Raw genomic sequence first — 18,169 nt, forward strand, 5'->3', positions numbered from 1 at the left:
ACTACATGACGAGCCAGGATTGGCCCCTGTGACATCGACGCAGATTTTTTCGCGAATTTTTTCTGGCAGGCCCGCAGGCGGGGTGCGTGCTGCACCTTTGAAGGGTGGTGAGCAGATGGTTGCGCTTGAGCCTTGCCGCCATCTTCGCCGCGGCCAAGCTGGAAACGTGTTTGCCTGTCTATGGGCGTGACGTGTTTCCCGCACGTCGAAGAGACCTGCGGCGAGAGCCCACGGTCTCACCCGATGGCTGCGGGATAGGGTCGTCGCCGATCGCAAGCGGTACCGTTATTTCGCGGGCTGACGGCGTTCCAGAATGGATTGGAACAGATCGGCCTGGCGCTCGGCGGCAAGGCGAATGCGCTTCAATTGGCCGAGCATCGAGCCGAAGGCGGCAAGGGCGATGCCGATGCCGATGCCCGGAAGCGCCCATTGCAGCGCCCACATCACCGCCGGTGCGCCGAAGGACGGCAGGGTTACGGCAACGGCCGCGCCAGCCGATACCAGGATGACCAGAGCGCCGGCCACTTTCAGCAAAGTATCCATCACAATTCTCCATCCGTTTGGGGCGCACGATTTCGCGGCTTGCCGGTGCTGTCAAGGGTGTGTCAGCCGGCGGCCCTGTCACACCCCTGTAAAACACCGGCTCTAAGGCTCGGCGCCATCTTGAACCGAGGATATGCCGATGAAATCGTTTGTTTCCGTCGTTGCCGGCGCGCTTGTCGCTTCGCTGCTTTCCACCGCCGCCTTTGCCGAGAGCCTGGTGCTTTACACCAGCCAGCCGAACGAGGATGCGCAGGCGACGGTCGACGCCTTCAAGGCGGCCAATCCCAGTGTCGAGGTGGAGTGGGTGCGCGAAGGCACGACGAAGCTGATGGCCAAGCTGATGGCCGAGATCGAGGCCGGCAACCCGGTTGCCGACGTGCTTCTGATCGCCGACACCGTGACGATGCAGCGCCTGAAGGAAGCCGGCCAGCTGCTCGCCTACAAGTCGCCGGAAGCGGCCAACTACGACGCGGCGCTCTATGACGCCGACGGCGCCTATTACTCCACCAAGATGATCACCACCGGCATCATCTACAACACCTCGGCCTCGACGAAGCCTCAGGGTTGGCAGGATCTGGCGAAGGCCGACGCCAAAGGCCTGGTGACGATGCCGAGCCCGCTGACCTCGGGTGCGGCCCTCATCCACGCCCAGACGCTTGCCGGCATCGACGGCCTCGGCTGGGATTATTACAAGGCGCTGGCCGAAAACGGTGCCACGGCTGCCGGCGGCAATGGCGGCGTGCTGAAGGCGGTCGCCACCGGCGAGAAGGCCTACGGCATGATCGTCGACTTCATGGCGATCCGCGAGAAGGCCAAGGGCGCGCCGGTCGAGTTCGTCTTCCCGGCCGAGGGCGTTTCCGCCGTCACCGAGCCGGTCGGCATCCTGAAGACCGCCAAGAACCCTGACGCCGCCAAAAAATTCGTCGACTTCCTGATCTCGGTGGAGGGCCAGAAGACGGCGGTGAAGATGGGCTATATCCCGGCACGCAACGGCGTGGCGCTGCCCGAAGGTTATCCGGCGCGCGAGACGATCAAGGTTCTGCCGATCAATGCTGCTTCGGCCGTGAAGAATTCCGACGCCGACCTCAAGACCTTCTCCGGCATCTTCGGTACGAACTGATCGCCTGAATGTCCGAACAGGGTGAAACCATGCGCAGCCGGCACCGCTGGCTGCGCTTTCCCATTGCGGGGCTGCAGCGTCCGGGGCGGGTGAGGTCAAGCGAGCCAGGGTCGGGTCGCGCGAGACCGGGTGCTTCGCCCGCCGGCGAGCCGCGCTGGCTGGTGCCCTTCGTGCTCGCCTGCCTTTTCTTCCTCTGCGCGCTGCCGCTCATCAGCCTCGCCAAAGCCGGCTTTGCGGGAGTGATCAATGGCAATTCCATCGCTGTCTTGACCGAGCCTGCGACCTATGCGGCCATCCGCAACACTCTGGTGACGGCGACAGGCGGCATGCTGATCTCGCTTGTGATCGGCGCGCTCTTTGCCTTTGCCGTGGCGCTCACCGATGTCAGGGGCAAACTGTTTTTGAGTTTTGCCTTCATGTTGCCGATGATGATCCCGCCGCAGGTGACGGCCCTTGCCTGGGTGGAGATGACCGGGCCGGCAAGCCCGCTCCTGAAAACGCTGGGGATCGCACCGCCGCTCGGCAGCCCGCAGCCGCTCTATTCGCTGTTTGGCATCTCTCTGCTTCTCGGGGTGCAGCACGCGCCGCTGGTGTTCCTGGCGCTGAAGGCGGGGCTGGCTGCGTCGCCGCGCGACGGGGTGGAGGCGGCAAGACTTTCCGGCGCGTCGCCGTTTCGCGTCCTTCTCGATATCGTTGCGCCACTGGCCGCCCCCGGGCTGATCGCCGGTGCCGCAATCGCCTTCGTCTCCGGCGTCGGCAATTTCGGCATTCCGGCGATCCTCGGCATTCCCGCCGGGATTTCGGTGCTGCCGACGCTGATCTACACGCGGCTCGCGAGCTTCGGCACCGGCACCTTCGGCGAGATCGCGCTGCTCTCCAGCCTGATCGCTGTGATCGCGGCCGCCGGGCTGATCCTTCAACAGCGCGCGCTGGCGGGCAGGGACTACCGCATCATCGGCCTTTCCGGCGCCAGCGCCGCCTTTTCGCTCGGGCGCTTTCGTGTGGCTGTCGAACTGGCGCTTTCGGCGATCCTGTTTCTGGTGTTGGTAGCGCCGCTGGCGGCGCTGATCGCCAGCTCGCTGGTTCCGGCCTATGGCGTGCCGCTCAACCTTCAGACCGTCTCGCTGCGCGCCTATGAAGAAATTCTCTTTCGCCAGACGATGACGCTGAGCGCCTTTGGCAATTCGCTGTTCCTGGCGAGCACGGCGGCGCTCGGGCTGCTCGTCGTCGCGGTGCCGGCCGCCTATCTCATGAACCGGCGCAAGGGTGCGCTTTCAAGCACGATCGGCATCCTGATCGAGATTCCCTATGCGCTGCCCGGCATTGTTTTGGCGGTTGCTTTCATCCTCACCTTTGCAGCGCCGCTGCCGATCCTCAAGGTATCGCTCTACGGCACCATCTGGATCATCCTGATTGCGTATTTCTCCTCGTTCCTTGCCGTCAGCCTGAAGCCGGTTATGAGCGCCTTCCTGCAGATGGACCCATCGCTGGAGGAGGCGGCGCGGCTGTCGGGCGCCGGTTTCTTCCGACGCATGCGCGACGTCATCCTGCCGCTGGTGGCGCCGGCGGCGGGCGCTTCGATCATCCTCGTCTTTCTGATAGCCGCCAATGAGCTGACGGTTTCAGCCCTGCTGTGGTCGGCGGGTACGCAGACGCTGGGGGTGGCGATCTTCAACTTCGACGACAGCGGCTCATCCGATCTGGCGTCGGCGCTCTCGGTGCTGGTCGTCATCATGGTGATGGTACTGATGGCGGCGCTCGAGGCCCTTGCAAACTATCTACCGGAAGGCGTGCTGCCGTGGCGCAACTGATCCTCAATCACCTGACCAAGGATTTCGGCGGCGGTCGTCCTGCCGTCTCCGACGTGTCGCTGACGGTGCGCGAAGGCGGGTTTCTGGCGCTGCTTGGGCCATCTGGCTGCGGCAAGACCACGGTGCTGCGCATGATCGCCGGCTTCGAGCAGCCGACCGACGGCTCGATCGACTATGGCGAGCGCCGGCTATCGGATGCCTCGCGGGCGCTGCCGCCGGAAAAGCGCAACATGGCGATGGTGTTCCAGTCCTATGCGCTCTGGCCGCATATGACCGTGGCGGAAAATGTCGGCTATCCCCTGAAGGTGCGCGGCATTTCCGGCGAGACCTGGCGCAGCCGCGTCGGCGAGGCGCTGGCGCTGGTAAAACTCACCGATTATGCCGAGCGCCGACCTGCGGCCCTTTCCGGCGGACAGCGGCAGCGGGTGGCGCTGGCGCGCTGCCTGGTGACGTCGCCCGATGTGGTGCTGCTCGACGAGCCGCTCGCCAATCTCGACCAGCACCTGCGTAAATCGATGGAGGAGACCTTCCGCATCTTCCATGAGCGCTCCGGCGCAACGATGGTCTATGTGACGCACGACCAGTCGGAAGCGATGGCGCTGGCGACCGATGTTGCTGTGATGTCGGAGGGGCGGCTGGTGCAACTGGCGCCGCCGGCGGAAATCTATACCCGCCCGGAAGGCAGTGTTGTCGGCGGGCTGATCGGCCGCGGCTCGATCCTCAGGCTACCACTACCAGAGGGCGCGCCGAGGGCGCTGGAGTGGCCGATGCTCCGCCAGGCGATCGGCTCCACCGACAGCGGCCTTCGTCGCGACGTGCTGGTGCGGCCCGAGCATGTGCGGCTCACCGCCGACGGCATCGCGCTCGAGGTCAAGGCTTGCGTCTACGAGGGCGAACGCTTTGCGCTGACGCTGGCGCTGCCGGACGGGCAGGCACTGAAGGCCTATGGCGGCACGGCCATTCCTGTTGGACAGAAAGCGACCTTCGCGATTGCCAGCAGCTGGCGGCTTTGAGGGCATAGGATAAGCGCCGATCGCGACCGACGGTCGGCAGCATCTGCGCCGGGTCGACAGGCAGGCAGAAACATCAATCGCAACGCGGTCTGTCGAGCTCCACCTTGAACTGTCTTGGTCCGACCAGCCCCGGCTCTGCCGGCAGGCCGACGATGTGGGCGATGACGGTGCATTTGCCGGCGACCACCGTATAGCGGTCGCGCCCCTGGCTGATGATCTTGTCGATCGGATATTTCGGCACTGCTGCGGCAACGGCGCTGATGATCGCGGTCAGTTCGTTGGCGCGCTGATAGTTCGGCGCAAGGGCGGCATGGGAAGCGCCGGCGCCGAGAAGCGCGACAGCCGAAAGGGCCAGGGCTCTGATCTGCATGCGCGGCTCCTGTTGCAGCAGCAGTCCACGGAGCCCGGCGGTGTTCAAGTCGGGTTACCTTTGCGCCTGGCGACTTTGACGCAGTCGGCTTGCGCAACCGCGGCTCGAAATAAACTATATAGTTAAATAAAACTGGTTGCTAAAAACAACTGGTATGGCAAGTGGCTGCATCACGACGGGGCGGCAATCATGCCGTGCGAGCCGATGGGAGGAAGCGATGAAACTTTATCAGGGCATGGGACCGAATTCGTACCGGGTGCGTATCTTCATGGCGGAGAAGGGCATCGAATTGCCGATGGTGGACGTCGATTTCGCCAAGGCGGAGCACAGGGGGGCCGAGTTCCTCGCGCTCAATTCGCTTGGCCAGATCCCGGTGCTGGAACTGGATGACGGCACCGTCATCACCGAGAGCGTCGCCATCTGCCGCTATCTCGAGGAGACGCACCGCGAACCGCAGCTTTTCGGCAGCGACGCCGTCAGCGGTGCCAAAGTGGAAATGTGGAACCGGCGGGCCGAGCTGGTGATTTTTGGCACCATCGGCAATGTCGCGCTGCATTCCGATGCTTTCTTCAAGGACCGCCTGAGGCAGTTTCCCGCCTTCGCCGAGACCGAGCGGCAGGCGGTGCCGAGGAAATGGGGTTGGCTCGACCGGGAGCTTGCCGATGGCCGGCCGTTCCTTGCCGGCGACAAGTTCTCGATCGCGGACATCACCGCCGGCGTCTGCGCCTGGCTTGGCGACGTCTTCGGCATGGAGGTGCCGGGAGATCTCAGGAATGTCCAGCGCTGGCTGGAAAGGGTGCGGGCGCGGCCGAGCTTTGAGGCTTGGACCGCCCGTCGAGGGACGGGGTTATCGCGGTGATCCGCCCCTCATCCCCCTGCCGGGACCTTCTCCCCGCTGGCGGGGAGAAGGGACTTTGCGGCACCCGCCGAGACGCATTCCGCAAGAGGGATGGAATTGGACGTGCGGAGAATTGGAGGGGGCCGCACGCTCGGTTCTCCCTCTCCCCGCACGCGGGGAGAGGGCTGGGGTGAGGGGCAAATCTGGCCGCCATTTGGAGTGCGCCCCTGAGGGTGGACAGTGATCAGGCCGCTGTTTTGCCAGTCTGCCGGATGTGTTGATCCTCGAACTGCTGCGGGCTCAGATAGCCGAGCGCTGAATGAAGTCTGCGTGTGTTGTAAACCTCCTCGATGAAGTGGGGAAGGTGTTCGGTCACCTCTTCGAAAGTTTCATAGGCCATCGGGTACACCGCTTCGACCTTCAGCGTCTTCATGAAGCTTTCGGCTTTGGCATTGTCATAGGGATTCCCCCTGCGGCCCATTGAGCCGACGAGACCACCGCCAGCCAGTGCATCCCTGTAGACCTGAGCTGCGTATTGGGAACCGCGGTCGGAATGATGTATGCAGCCCGATGGCGGCCGCCGACGCTCTATCGCTGCCTTTAATGCTGCAACCGTCAGACGCGCGTCGATACTCCGATTGACGGCGTAACCGACGATCAACCGTGACCAGGCATCGAGGATGACCGCGACATAGATGAAGCGGGTTGGCAGCGCGACGTAAGTGATGTCGGAAACCCAGAGCTGGTTGGGGCCGGTCGGCACGATGTCCTTCGCCAGGTTCGGGAAGATCAGGCCATCATGATTGCTGTCGGTGGTGGCGACGAACCTGCGGCGAATCTTCGGATGCAGATCGTGTTGACGCATTAACCGTCTGATCTTCTTGTGGTTGATGACCAAACCCTGCTGGCGTAGCGCGGCACCAACGCGACGGTAGCCGTAGAATTCAAATTCATCGCAGATGGCAAACATCGCCTCGACGATAGAGGTATCGTCGACAGGCATTTCCGGGCGGTCATAATAGGTCGAGCGTGCGATACCCATCAGCTCGCATCCTTCGGTGACGGAGATACCAGCGGGCCGGTGATGGCGGATGTAGCTCCGCTTCTCGGCCGCGGTGCGTTTTTCAGAGCCCCCTTTAGAAACTCCAGTTCCAGCGCCTGTTTGCCAACGAGGCGTTCAAGCGCTGCAATCCGGGCCGTATTCCTGAATAAGGTCGGCGGCCTGAGCGTCGTCGTCGAACGCACCTTGCTCATACTTGCTCACCCAAATCCGGATCAAGTTGCGCGACACGTCGTGGCGCTTTGACAGGCCATGCAAGGTCTCGCCCGCGACAAACTCCTGCGCGACCTGCCGTTTGAATTCCATACTGTGAATGCGATGTTTTGCCATGGGTTCCACTTTCGGAAACCCGGCCAGCCCGGTCAATTCATCATGCCTATCTGTCCACCCTCAGGGGCGCACTCCAATTTGCAGTTCACGTTTGCCCCCGATTGGCACTTGTATTGGCCGATCCGCCCTGTCGACATAGAGTGGGAAGAGATGCGCCGCGCCGTTTCGGTCCATTGAAGCAAGAAGAGGGTGGCGCCGGCTCGATCCGAGGCAAATGGCGGTTGCCTATGTGGAAATGTAGCAAGTCATTGATAAAAAGAATTAATTTGGTCGCCACGACGAACTGGGCGAAGGACTGAAATCCCACTCGAACGGCAAATGACAAATCATGTGTGGAAAGTGGCATCAGCCTTTTCTCTTGCCTTCTCCGTGGCTTTTTTCAATTCCTAAAATAACAGCTGCCCGATTCGCCCCGATCCGTTGTTTTGGCGGCGTTCGCCCTAGGAGACAAAGCCATGAACGATTTCAAGAAGCCCACGATCACCGAAATGCGCCCGAAGATCACCGTCATCGGTGTCGGCGGCGGCGGCGGCAATGCCATCAACAACATGATCACCGAAGGGCTCCAGGGGGTCGATTTCATCGTGGCGAATACGGACGCCCAGGCACTGGCGATGTCGAAGGCGTCGCGGTTGATCCAGCTCGGTGCGCATGTGACCGAGGGCCTTGGTGCAGGTTCGCTGCCGGAAGTCGGGCGCGCGGCGGCGGAAGAATCGATCGACGAGATCATGGATCACCTCGGCGGCACGCATATGTGTTTCGTCACCGCCGGCATGGGCGGCGGCACCGGCACCGGTGCTGCGCCGGTGATCGCGGCGGCAGCCCGCAAGGCCGGCATCCTGACGGTCGGCGTCGTCACCAAGCCGTTCAGCTTCGAAGGCAAGCGCCGCATGCAGATGGCTGAAGAGGGTGTCGAGCGCCTGCGCGAAGCGGCCGACACCGTTATCGTCATCCCCAACCAGAACCTCTTCCGCATCGCCGACGCCAAGACCACCTTTGCCGATGCCTTCGTGATCGCCGACCGCGTGCTCTATTCCGGCGTCGGCTGCATCACCGACCTGATCGTCAAGGAAGGCCTGATCAACCTCGACTTCGCCGACGTGAAATCCGTCATGAAGGGCATGGGCCGGGCGATGATGGGTACCGGCGAGGCGACCGGCGAGGGCCGCGCGCTGATGGCGGCGGAAGCGGCGATCGCCAACCCGCTGCTCGACGAAGTGTCGATGCGCGGCGCCAAGGGCGTGCTGATCTCGATCTCCGGCGGCATGGACATGACGTTGTTCGAAGTCGACGAAGCGGCCACCCGCATTCGCGAGGAAGTCTATGACGAGGCCGACATCGTCGTCGGCTCGATCTTCGACCGCACGCTCGACGGCACCTTCCGCGTGTCGGTGGTGGCAACCGGCCTCGACAGCCAGCGCAACGCGGCAGACCCGGCAAGTGCTGCGGCGAACGCCGGCCAGCCCGGCCAGCCCGGCCAGGCGCCGACCCGCACGCTGCAGTAACGGCTCGGCCTCACGCGCTGCCAGGTTCCTGGCGGCATCGAAGCCTTCTGCCTTTCTTTGAAAATCCTCCCGTGCGATGACAGCCGCCCGGGGGGATTTTTCGTATGGACGAGAGGGGCATGATGGACGCGGAACGAGACGGTCAGGCGGGTTTGCCCGACAACGACGCCACGGCCGCCCAGCGCGTGCGGGCGGTTCGCACGGCCGAAACGATCCTGAACGAGCGCTATCCAGGCGCGCTGTTTGCCATCGTTGCCGGCTCGATCCTGCGCGGCGAGGGCACGCCATCCTCCGATATCGATCTGGTGGTGCTGCACGAACACTTGAGCAATGCCTGGCGCGAGAGCTTCATCGCCGGCGGATTTCCGGTCGAGGCTTTCGTCCACGATTTCGAGACGCTGAACTGGTTTGTCGATCAGGATCTTGCCAGCGGCTATCCCGTGCTGCTCGACATGGTCGCAGGCGGAACAGTTGTCGGCCGGGACATCGATCGCGGCCTGGCCCTCCAGAACGAGGCAAAGGCCAGGCTTTCATGCGGGCCGGGTCCGCTCAAGGCGGAGCGGCGGGACATGCTTCGCTACCAGATCACCGACCTGCTTGACGACCTCAGGGATAGGCGGCCGACGGCGGAAATGCGGGCGATCGCCGCGGCCCTCCACCAGCCGCTATGCGACCTGGCGCTGCTCGGGCGCGGCCACTGGTCGGGCAAGGGCAAATGGCTGCCGCGGCTCCTCCAGCGTCTTGACCCCGCGCTGGCGCAGCGCTTCGACGACGCTTTCCGGTTGGCTGGCGAGGCGCAGCCAGATGTGCTGGTGACTCTGGCGCAGGACGAGCTCGAGCGCCAGGGTGGGCCGCTGTTTGACGGTGATCGCCGCGATGCGCCGCAGACTGCACGGCGGCAGGGTGGGCTTTCGGGCTAGAGCATCTCCAGGAAAAGTGCGAAGCGGTTTTCCGCCAGGAAATGCCGTGGCACGGCGCGCCGCGATTTCCAGGGTGCGCTTCAAGCTCGTGTATTAGCAGCATGTCGCTGCGCACGTTTGCGCGACAAGCGTTATGTCTCGGCGGCGGCCGCTTCGGGATCGATCGGCTTTTTCGCCAGCCTCGCATTCGCCGCAGCCACATCGGCGTCGCTCAGGCCACCGGGGCCGGAGCGCACGGTGACGGCATTGGAGGCGAGGCTGAGGCCGGCCTCGCGCAGCGCGGGCAGCAGCCGTTTCATCGCCTCGCGCTGCAGGATGCTGGGGTTGCCCGGCCGGGCGGTGAATTTCAGCCGCACGACCAGCGAGTTTTCGGTGACGTCCTGGATGCCCTGCATCTTCAAGGGTACCAGGAACTCCGGCCCGAACTCCTCGTCCTCCAGCATGGCAAGGCCAACCTTCTTGATGGTCTTGCGGATTATTTCCGGATCGTCCTCGCGCTCGAATTTCAGCTCGAACTTCACCGTGCTCCAGTCGCGGCTGTAGTTGGTGACGGCCTGAAGCTGGCCATAGGGAATGGTGTGGATCTGGCCGTTCTGGTGGCGCAGGCGCAGCGAGCGGAGCGAAATGCGCTCGACCGTTCCCTTGAGCTTGCCGGTGTCGACATATTCGCCGACGCGAAATGCGTCGTCGGCGATGAAGAAGATGCCGGATACCACATCCTTGACCAGCGTCTGCGAGCCGAAGGAAAGCGCCAGGCCAAGCACGCCGAAGCCGGCAAGCAGCGGCGCGATGTTAATGCCGAGCGCCGAAAGCACGACGAGGCTGGTGACGGCGAAGATACCGCCGAAGACGAGATTGCGGATCAGCGGCAGGATGGTCGAAAGCCGGCTTGTCTGATGGATCTGCGCCTCCTCCTCGGTCTCGCCGGGCATGGAGACGCGGGCGGTGGGCGCAAAGGCCTCAAAACTGCGCCAGAGGAAGCTGCAGATCACCCAGCTGGCGACGACGGCAAGGCTGACGCGCTCTAGAATGACGATCCAGTCGACGGCGGCGGTGGTATCGCCCTGGATCATGATCGGCCTCCACAGCACGATGATGATATGCAGCCCGATCAGCCACACGGCGCCGGCAAGGGCGGTCTGCACGCTGCCGGCGATGGCCAGGTGCAGCGGCGAGGAGGCGGGCGTGCGCCGGCGATCGGCGGCCGCACCCGCCAGCGAATGGATGCCGAAGGCGAGGATGGGAAGGCCGAGCAGGATGACCTGCGTCGTGCCGCCGGCAAAGCTCCACTGAGCGCTGTTGGGGCTGCCGGCGACGATGCAGCCCATGAGCCAGAGCGTCAGCGCACTCAGCGCATAGAACTCGGGAACGACGAATGCGATGGCGCGGCGGACGGCGCCGGGCGCTTCGCCGGCAAAGAGATTGCGGATATCGGTGCGGCCGGCGATGAACCAGTAGAGCTTCAGGAACGTCACTGCGGTGACGCCGATCAGAAACCAGCCCTCGATGGCGGCGGGCTCCAGGGCACGCTCGTTGGCGAAGCGCACGCTGGCGCCGACGACGGCACCGATGGCGCCATAGGCAACCAGCATGGCGAAATGGAAGCGTGGCCGGGCGATGGGCAGCAACCGCGTCTGCGGCCGCGACGGGGCGAAGAGAAAGCGGCCGCAGACCGCATAGGCGGCCGTGGTGACGGCGACGGTTACCAGCGCGCGGGCCAGCTCTTGCGAGGCAGTGCCGGCGGTGAGGAAGAACCTTAGCATCGCATGCGCGACGCCTGCGAAGATGACGAGATGGATGATGTCGAGACCCAGCCGCACCAGCGAAGCGCGCACGCGGTGCAGCACGTCGACGATGGCGAAATGGCTGCCGATGAGGCGGTGGAAGACAAAGCCGAGCAGGCCGGCGGCGGCGAGGCCGGCAAGAATGGCCGCCAGCGCCACCGAGGTGACCGAAAGGATAGACCGTCCCTCGGCGCGCACGCTGGCTGCGACATCGCCCATGACGGCAGCGATGGCCGAGGTGCCATTCAGGCCCATCTGCAGGCCATTGACGAAGCGAGCCGATAGTCCCTCGAGCGCGTCGTCGGCCGCGGGCGACTGGGGCTGAGGCGTTGTGGCGGCGGCTGTGGTGGCGTCGATCGGTGCCTTTGGTGCGGTGTCCGGCGCATCGCGCCATTCGACGGTGACCGGCCGGCCGGAAGCGGCTGCTGCCCGCAGCGTGCTTTCGATCTCCTCGCTTGGCTGACCATGGGTGAGAACGACGGTCACGGGGGCCGGCGGCGTCTGCGCCCGGGCGTAGAGCGGCGGAAGGAGCATGACGAGAAGGGCGAGCAGCGCAGGCAGGCGAGGCGACGTGGGCAGGAAAGACGCCATGAAATCCATCCGTGAAGCGCCGGGGCGTTGGATGCCGCAGCAGGTCGAACGGCCGCCCGCTCCGGTCGATCTTCCGTCGGCGGAGCAGGGCGGCTCGTTTATGAGGCTATTGTGAAATTTCTGTCCTGTCGACGGGCGGCGCCAGCACCGCCCTTTGCCGGTCACTTCGTGGTGTAGCCGCCATTGACGAGGATGGTCTGGCCGGTCATCCACCAGCCGTCGGAGACGAGGAAGCGGATGAAAGGCACGATGTCCTCGATATCGGTAAGGCCTGTGGTCGAGAACTTCGACAGCGCGGAAGCAGTCTTGTGATAGGCAACGGCATCGGCGCCTTCGGCAGGATAGAAGAAGGGCGTATCCATCGGCCCCGCGCCGATCGCCGTCACCGAGATGCCGCGATCGCCGAATTCCTTGGCGGCGGCGCGGGTGAAGTGTTCAACCGGCGCCTTGGTGCCGGCATAGGCGGCGTAAAACGGCGTGAAGGCGCCGAGCAGCGAGGTGACCAGCGTGCAGACCTTGCCGTTGTCGCTGACATTTTTGCCGGCTTCCTTCAGGAAGAAGAAGGCGGACTTGGAATTGACCGCGGTCATCTCGTCATACTCGGCCTCGGTGATGTCGACGAGCGGCTTCTTCACCACCTTGCCGACCGTGTTGACGGCGATATCGATGCCACCGAGCGCGGCCTTGGCATCGGCAAACAGCTTTTCCACCGCGCTGGCGCCGGTCAGGTCGGCCTGGAAGGCGAAGGCATTGGCACCAGCCGCCTTGATCGCAGCCACGGTCTCCTCGGAGGGGGCCTTAGTTGCGGCGCTGTTGTAATGGATGGCGACGGCGCGGGCGCCCTGTTCGGCAAAATCGCGCGCCAACAAACCGCCGAGGTTTTTCGCGCCGCCGGCGATGAGAACGGATTTACCTCTGATGCTGTGATCGGTCATGGCCAGAACCTTTTCGGTGCTTGAAGGCCGCCCGCTGCGGCCGTCTTTCCACCCGAAGCATATCGTCGGCATCTCTGTTATAAAGCCGCCGTCCGTGACATAACCTGTCAGGAATCTCGAACAATAAGCGGCTGACCATGGACCGGATCGAGCTTTTTCGCATTTTCACACGCGTCGTCGACTGCGCCAGCTTCACTCGCGCCGCCGACACGCTGGATATGCCGCGCTCGTCGGTGTCGGCGGCGGTGCAGGCGCTGGAAACCCGGGTGGGCACGCGGCTCCTGCATCGCACCACCCGCAAGGTTTCGCCGACCCAGGATGGGGCGGCCTTCTACGAGCGCTGCATGCGGCTGATCGCCGATGTCGACGAGACGGAAAACCTGTTTCGCCAGGGAGAGGACTGGCCGACCGGCCGGCTGCGCGTCGAGCTGCCGAGCCGGATCGGCCGGCTGATCGTCGCCCTGAACTCGCCAGCTTCCTCGAGCGATATCCCGGTATCGACGTCGACCTTGGCATGACCGACCGGGCGGTGAACCTGATCGAGGAAAGCGTCGATTGCGCGCTGCGGGTCGGGCCGCGCAGTGATTCCGCCCTGATCGCCCGGCCGATCGGTAACCTCAAGCTCGTCAATGTCGCAAGCCCGGCTATCTCACGCGCTATGGCACGCCCGAAAAACCGGAAGACCTGGCCCGGCATTTCGCCGTCAACTACGCGTCGCCCTCAACCGGCCGGGTGGAGGAGTGGGAGTGGATCGAAGGTGGCGAGACACGGACCGTGGCGATGGCCGGCCGCGTTACCGTCAACAGCGCCGAGGGCAGCATCGCCTGCTGCCTGGCGGATCTCGGCCTCATCCAGATCCCGGCCTATGACGTCAAGGCGCATCTGCAGGCCGGAGACCTCGTCGAGGTCATGCCCGGCCATTGCGCCGAGCCGATGCCGCTGGCGCTGCTCTACCCGCACCGCCAGCATCTTTCCCGTCGCTTCCAGGTGTTTGCCGAGTGGCTGGAGGGATTGATGCGGCCGTTGCTCGCCACCTGATGGGGTGCGTGGCGGCGAAGGCGGGCAGCCGCTGATTGCAAGGGTGGCGAGGCGCGTCGCGGGTTTTGCGGACAAGAGGAGGCGTCCGGTGCGGCGATGGCCCTTACTCATTCGGGCTTCGGACTGTCATGGATGGCCGATCCGCGCCTCTGCCTGGTGCCGGTTTCCAAGTGCCTCATGCCAGCGGATGACGTCAGATAATGCGGGGTGACCGCCGCCCGCGGATGGGGCAATATCAGCGATTACTCTTGTCATCCCCAGCGCGGTGCCTCACCGACAGTGGGCTTTCGCGCGGAGGCATTGTAAGAGCCTGCCGCGTCCAAACGGAGTTCGATCGTGAGCGTTGCCTTCACCAAGGAAGAAAGTGCCGAAACCGCGGCGGAAACCCTTTTGCCCGACCGCCCGGTTTCGCCGCATCCCAACCTTGTCACCGAAGCGGGCCTCAAGGTGCTGGAGCAGCAGCAGCGCGAAGCGCGCGCGGCCTATGATGCGACCAGCGGGATCGAAGACGTCAACGAGCGCCGGCGGCAGGCGGCCGGCCCCTTGCGCGACCTGCGCTATCTTGCCGAACGGCTGCGCACCGCCCAGCTCGTCGCCGCCCCGACCTCGACTGACATCGTCGCCTTCGGCAGCACCGTCACCTTCAGCCGCGACGACGGCCGGGTGCAGACCTATCGCATCGTCGGCGAGGACGAGGCGGACCCGAAGGCCGGATCGATTTCCTACGTTTCCCCGGTGGCCCGGATCCTCATGGGCAAGGGGGTCGGCGATGTGGCTGCCATGGGCGGACACGAGCTGGATATTACGGGGATTTCATAGGGCGGGCGTTTTGTCCGACGGCCATTTCCTCTCGATGCAACGGCGTCAGTCGGGCATTCTTGTGAATGTTCATTCGGTGCGATCCTGGAAAACTGAGGTGTGGTAACTCCAGTCTCCTAAATCTGCTCCAAATGGACAACCTCCTGAAAGTTCACAGCTAGAGGCGCTGGCTTGGCTGCTACTGGCCCGGGATGGGACGATGGCTATCAATCACGGCTATCGTGGAAAGAGAATTCGATATTATATTCAATCAACAAAGGCCTCGAAACAAACTGGTTTTGCCATGGCGCAAGAAAAACCTACAGTCATGCGGCGCACGGTCGTGCTCATCAAGATCGTATGGTCAGTGTCGATCATCGTCGCAGCGACAGCGGTGGGAGCTTCGACTGGCTGGGAGAACCATGGACTTGTCGGAGCGCTAGCTCTTGGATTCGTTGGCCTCTTTGTTGGCGGCTTCCTAAGTTCGCCTTCGCTGCTTTTGCAACTGATAACTTAATATCTCGCCGACGTTGAGCCACTTCACATCGGGGGTGTTTTTCAACGGTATCGGCCAAAAGCTGCCGCTGCCTTTCACCCGGCTACTCGACGGTCGGGGGCGAGCCACGCCGGGTCGTGAGCGGTTGAGTCAGTATCAAGAGCGCAATCTGTGTGGTAGTATTCCGCCACATCCGGAAGACTGATCCAAGCGGCGCATCAATGACGCCGTCCGGTTGCTCGCATTCGCTGCAATCACTGCCGTCACGTCGTCCTGCTCAGAAGCGTCATCGCTGAAATAATCAAGGTGCCGATTCTGAAAGCTCCGCCGATGTTGCCGGCCGTGCCCAAGGCGACCAAGGGCACAGTCCTACGTCTCTACAGTCCGATCGAACCTTTCTTCAGTATGGAATGGCCGCCGAGCGAGATCGAAATGGTGCAGTGCGCGTCCGCCCTCGGACGGAGCTGCCACGAGGGGAGGGTGTTGACATGCGTAGCATGAAATCGACCGCGATTGCATCGACCGCCATCATCACAATCCTGATGGGGTTTGGTGCGGCGAGCGCACAACAGATCACCGGCACACCGGGCAACCCGGATGCCACGACGACGGTCGACGGGCGATATCTCCCCAACCCCCCGCCGACATTCGGTGGTGCGATCGGGCTCAGCGCGAAAGACTCGAAGCCCTATTGGCCGCCGCAGATCGTGCCCCCAAAAGGCGCGCCGAACATCCTTTTGATCATGACCGACGACGCGGGCTACGGTGTCCCTGGTACCTTCGGCGGTGTTGTCCCCACGCCTGCATTGGACCGGATCGCGCAGGCGGGGCTCCGCTACACCCAGTTCAACTCGACGGCGCTCTGCTCGCCCTCGCGCGCGGCTCTGATTACCGGCCGCAATCATCACTCCGTGGGTTTCGGTGTGATCTCCGAGCAGGCCACCGGTTATCCAGGTTATGATTCCATCCTCGGTCTCGATAACGCCAGCGTCGGTGAAATCCTGAAAGACAACGGCTATGCGACGTCCTGGTTCGGCAAGAACCACAACACGCCGAGCTATCAGTACAGCTTGGCGGGCCCCTACGACCAATGGCCCTCTGGGATGGGTTTCGAATACTTCTATGGCTTCATGGGCGGCGAGACCGACCAGTGGACACCCTACCTGTTCCGCGATCACACACAGATTTTTCCATGGATCGGAAAGCCCGGCTACAACCTCACGACTGACATGGCGGATGAGGCGATCGGCTACATGCGACAACTCAGCGTCGTTGCGCCTGATAAGCCGTTCTTCCTCTATTACGTGCCGGGCGGCACCCACGCCCCCCATCATCCAACCCAGGAATGGGTCGATAAGTTCAAGGGCAAGTTCGACATGGGCTGGAATGCCATGCGCGACCAGATATTCGCCAATCAGAAGAAGCTGGGCGTCATTCCGGCGAACGCCCAACTGACGCCGTGGCCCAACGATCTGCCCAAGTGGGATACGCTCGACGCCGACAGCAAGAAGCTCTTCGCGCGCCAGGCGGAAGTCTATGCCGCCTATGTGGCCTACACCGACAATGAGATCGGACGGGTGATCCAGGCGGTGGACGATTTGGGCAAGCTCGACAATACGCTCGTCATCTACATCGAAGGCGACAATGGTACCAGTGCCGAAGGTTCCACCGTTGGCACGCCGTTCGACCTGGCCGCGATCGAAGGCATCAATGTTCCGGTCAAGGAACAGTTGAAATATTACGATGTCTGGGGTTCGGACAAGACCCAGCCGCACATGTCGGTGGCGTGGTCCTGGGCCTTCGACACCCCATTCAAGTGGACGAAGCAGGTGGCATCGCACTTTGGCGGCACCCGGCAAGGCATGGCCATGGCCTGGCCGGCCCGTATCAAGGATGCCGGTGGAATCCGCACACAATTCCACCATTTGATCGACATCGTCCCGACGATCCTCGAGGCGACCGGCATTCAGGCTCCCGTGATGGTCAACGGCGTGGCGCAGAAGCCGATTGAAGGCGTTTCCATGGCCTATAGCTGGGACAAGGAGAACGCCAATACTGCGTCTCGGCGTACGACGCAGTATTTCGAAATGCTGGCCAACCGCGCCATCTACCACGACGGCTGGATGGCATCCACAACGCCGCCGCTTGCGCCGTGGTTGCTCGGTTTGGGTAAGATGCCCGAAGTGGTCAATGGCTACACCTGGGAACTCTACAATCTCAACGAGGACTATTCGCAGAACAACGACCTCGCGGCCAAGATGCCTGACAAGCTTCAGGAGTTGAAGGAACTGTTCCTCGTCGAGGCGGCGAAGTATGGTGTGTTTCCGCTCGACAACGACTTTCTCCAGCGCGTTCTCGCACCCCGCCCGAGTGCCACGGCCGGAAAAACCTTGTTTACGTACTCAGGCGAAATATCCGGTCTTCCATCCGGAAACGCGCCCGACATCGTCAATAAAAGCTACACTGTCACGGCTGAGGTAGACGTGCCGCAAGGCGGCGGCGATGGCATGCTGGTCACCCAAGGCGGTCGCTTCGGCGGGTACGGGCTCTACCTGCTGAAGGGCAAGCCGGTCTTCCTTTACAACCTTCTGGCACTGGAAAAATTCCGTTGGGAAGGCCAGGACGCGCTCACTCCGGGCAAGCATACCATCGTCTTTACCTTCAAATACGATGGTGGCGGCCCCGGCAAGGGCGGCAGCGGAGTCCTGAACGTCGACGGCAAAGAAGTCGCCAGTCAAAAGGTCGCAAACACCGTGCCCTTCCTCATGACGATTGACGAGACCTTCGATGTCGGCGTCGATACCCGCACTGGCGTCGAGGACGGGGATTACCAGGTGCCATTTCAGTTCACGGGAACCATCGACAAGCTGTCGGTGCAACTGAACTAAGCAAGGGCCGGTTCGTCCGTCTGCGCCCCAAGAGGCGTCTCGTACATCCGTGCCGGCAGGGAGGATGAAATGACAGATGTTCAATTTAGTGGGCTTCAGGGCGAAACGGTCACCCTTTCAACCGACCTT

At 63.1% G+C, this 18,169-nt stretch carries 15 protein-coding genes and 1 pseudogene; 10 read left to right on the forward strand and 6 right to left on the reverse strand.

The window, feature by feature from the left end:
* Positions 1–285 precede the first annotated feature (285 nt).
* Positions 286–543 carry a hypothetical protein gene (locus ASD03_RS14780; RefSeq protein WP_025427529.1) on the reverse strand — a complete coding sequence of 86 codons (258 nt, stop codon included), beginning with the start codon at positions 541–543 and terminating at the stop codon, positions 286–288.
* A gap of 139 nt (positions 544–682) precedes the next feature.
* On the opposite strand from ASD03_RS14780, the gene ASD03_RS14785 reads away from it, so the two are divergent.
* Genes ASD03_RS14785 through ASD03_RS14795 form a run of 3 tightly spaced genes read left to right on the forward strand, consistent with a single transcriptional unit; the run spans position 683 to position 4,487 of the window.
* Positions 683–1,663, forward strand: a complete 981-nt coding sequence (locus ASD03_RS14785; protein ID WP_025427528.1) for an ABC transporter substrate-binding protein — start codon at positions 683–685, stop codon at positions 1,661–1,663.
* A gap of 8 nt (positions 1,664–1,671) precedes the next feature.
* Positions 1,672–3,474 (forward strand): iron ABC transporter permease, encoded by a 1,803-nt coding sequence (locus ASD03_RS14790; protein WP_244494641.1) that lies wholly within the window; start codon positions 1,672–1,674, stop codon positions 3,472–3,474.
* Positions 3,462–4,487: an ABC transporter ATP-binding protein gene (locus tag ASD03_RS14795; RefSeq protein ID WP_025427526.1), complete on the forward strand. Its 1,026-nt coding sequence runs from the start codon at positions 3,462–3,464 to the stop codon at positions 4,485–4,487. Before ASD03_RS14790 ends, ASD03_RS14795 begins: the two co-directional genes overlap by 13 nt.
* A gap of 73 nt (positions 4,488–4,560) precedes the next feature.
* Here the strand turns inward: ASD03_RS14795 and ASD03_RS14800 are convergent, their stop codons facing one another.
* Entirely contained in the window at positions 4,561–4,857 is a 297-nt protein-coding gene (locus ASD03_RS14800; protein ID WP_025427525.1) for a hypothetical protein, read from the reverse strand.
* 217 nt (positions 4,858–5,074) lie between these two features.
* On the opposite strand from ASD03_RS14800, the gene ASD03_RS14805 reads away from it, so the two are divergent.
* Positions 5,075–5,716 carry a glutathione S-transferase family protein gene (locus ASD03_RS14805; protein ID WP_057214243.1) on the forward strand — a complete coding sequence of 214 codons (642 nt, stop codon included), beginning with the start codon at positions 5,075–5,077 and terminating at the stop codon, positions 5,714–5,716.
* 223 nt (positions 5,717–5,939) lie between these two features.
* On the opposite strand, the gene ASD03_RS14810 is transcribed toward ASD03_RS14805, so the two are convergent.
* Both ASD03_RS14810 and ASD03_RS41265 read right to left on the reverse strand, forming a co-directional pair.
* Positions 5,940–6,788 carry an IS3 family transposase gene (locus ASD03_RS14810; RefSeq protein ID WP_156407971.1) on the reverse strand — a complete coding sequence of 283 codons (849 nt, stop codon included), beginning with the start codon at positions 6,786–6,788 and terminating at the stop codon, positions 5,940–5,942.
* An 84-nt stretch (positions 6,789–6,872) separates the two neighbouring features.
* On the reverse strand, positions 6,873–7,121 hold the full coding sequence (locus ASD03_RS41265; protein WP_309141652.1) for a transposase: 249 nt from the start codon (positions 7,119–7,121) through the stop codon (positions 6,873–6,875).
* Between the two features lie 419 nt (positions 7,122–7,540).
* Here ASD03_RS41265 and ftsZ point away from each other — a divergent pair, with 419 nt between their 5' ends.
* On the forward strand, positions 7,541–8,590 hold the full coding sequence (gene ftsZ, locus ASD03_RS14820) for a cell division protein FtsZ (protein WP_025427522.1): 1,050 nt from the start codon (positions 7,541–7,543) through the stop codon (positions 8,588–8,590).
* A 119-nt stretch (positions 8,591–8,709) separates the two neighbouring features.
* Positions 8,710–9,510 (forward strand): nucleotidyltransferase domain-containing protein, encoded by an 801-nt coding sequence (locus ASD03_RS14825; protein WP_025427521.1) that lies wholly within the window; start codon positions 8,710–8,712, stop codon positions 9,508–9,510.
* A 131-nt stretch (positions 9,511–9,641) separates the two neighbouring features.
* Here the strand turns inward: ASD03_RS14825 and ASD03_RS14830 are convergent, their stop codons facing one another.
* The gene (locus ASD03_RS14830) at positions 9,642–11,885 is read right to left on the reverse strand and encodes a mechanosensitive ion channel family protein (protein ID WP_025427520.1); all 2,244 of its coding nucleotides are present in this window, start codon (positions 11,883–11,885) and stop codon (positions 9,642–9,644) included.
* Between the two features lie 161 nt (positions 11,886–12,046).
* Positions 12,047–12,820 carry an SDR family oxidoreductase gene (locus tag ASD03_RS14835; RefSeq protein WP_025427519.1) on the reverse strand — a complete coding sequence of 258 codons (774 nt, stop codon included), beginning with the start codon at positions 12,818–12,820 and terminating at the stop codon, positions 12,047–12,049.
* 137 nt (positions 12,821–12,957) lie between these two features.
* Here ASD03_RS14835 and ASD03_RS14840 point away from each other — a divergent pair.
* From ASD03_RS14840 to ASD03_RS14855, 4 genes and pseudogenes are all read left to right on the forward strand, one after another.
* A pseudogene (locus tag ASD03_RS14840) lies at positions 12,958–13,858 on the forward strand (LysR family transcriptional regulator).
* Positions 13,859–14,194: 336 nt separating this feature from the next.
* A complete protein-coding gene (gene greA, locus ASD03_RS14845) occupies positions 14,195–14,677 on the forward strand; it encodes a transcription elongation factor GreA (RefSeq protein WP_025427518.1) in 483 nt (160 codons plus the stop codon).
* Positions 14,678–14,876: 199 nt separating this feature from the next.
* Positions 14,877–15,173 (forward strand): hypothetical protein, encoded by a 297-nt coding sequence (locus ASD03_RS14850; RefSeq protein ID WP_225906314.1) that lies wholly within the window; start codon positions 14,877–14,879, stop codon positions 15,171–15,173.
* 476 nt (positions 15,174–15,649) lie between these two features.
* Positions 15,650–18,040 (forward strand): arylsulfatase, encoded by a 2,391-nt coding sequence (locus ASD03_RS14855; protein WP_025427517.1) that lies wholly within the window; start codon positions 15,650–15,652, stop codon positions 18,038–18,040.
* Positions 18,041–18,169: the final 129 nt, after the last annotated feature.

Origin of the sequence: Ensifer sp. Root127 (assembly GCF_001425225.1) — a bacterium.
GTDB lineage: Bacteria > Pseudomonadota > Alphaproteobacteria > Rhizobiales > Rhizobiaceae > Ensifer > Ensifer canadensis.

What these genes read in the sequence shown, in the direction of transcription:
- ASD03_RS14780 (WP_025427529.1), bottom strand. Translation starts at nt 543, where the DNA reads ATGGATACTTTGCTGAAAGTGGCCGGCGCTCTGGTCATCCTGGTATCG.
- ASD03_RS14785 (WP_025427528.1), top strand. Translation starts at nt 683, where the DNA reads ATGAAATCGTTTGTTTCCGTCGTTGCCGGCGCGCTTGTCGCTTCGCTG.
- ASD03_RS14790 (WP_244494641.1), top strand. Translation starts at nt 1,672, where the DNA reads ATGTCCGAACAGGGTGAAACCATGCGCAGCCGGCACCGCTGGCTGCGC.
- ASD03_RS14800 (WP_025427525.1), bottom strand. Translation starts at nt 4,857, where the DNA reads ATGCAGATCAGAGCCCTGGCCCTTTCGGCTGTCGCGCTTCTCGGCGCC.
- ASD03_RS14805 (WP_057214243.1), top strand. Translation starts at nt 5,075, where the DNA reads ATGAAACTTTATCAGGGCATGGGACCGAATTCGTACCGGGTGCGTATC.
- ftsZ (WP_025427522.1), top strand. Translation starts at nt 7,541, where the DNA reads ATGAACGATTTCAAGAAGCCCACGATCACCGAAATGCGCCCGAAGATC.
- ASD03_RS14825 (WP_025427521.1), top strand. Translation starts at nt 8,710, where the DNA reads ATGATGGACGCGGAACGAGACGGTCAGGCGGGTTTGCCCGACAACGAC.
- ASD03_RS14830 (WP_025427520.1), bottom strand. Translation starts at nt 11,885, where the DNA reads ATGGCGTCTTTCCTGCCCACGTCGCCTCGCCTGCCTGCGCTGCTCGCC.
- ASD03_RS14835 (WP_025427519.1), bottom strand. Translation starts at nt 12,820, where the DNA reads ATGACCGATCACAGCATCAGAGGTAAATCCGTTCTCATCGCCGGCGGC.
- ASD03_RS14850 (WP_225906314.1), top strand. Translation starts at nt 14,877, where the DNA reads ATGGCTATCAATCACGGCTATCGTGGAAAGAGAATTCGATATTATATT.
- ASD03_RS14855 (WP_025427517.1), top strand. Translation starts at nt 15,650, where the DNA reads ATGAAATCGACCGCGATTGCATCGACCGCCATCATCACAATCCTGATG.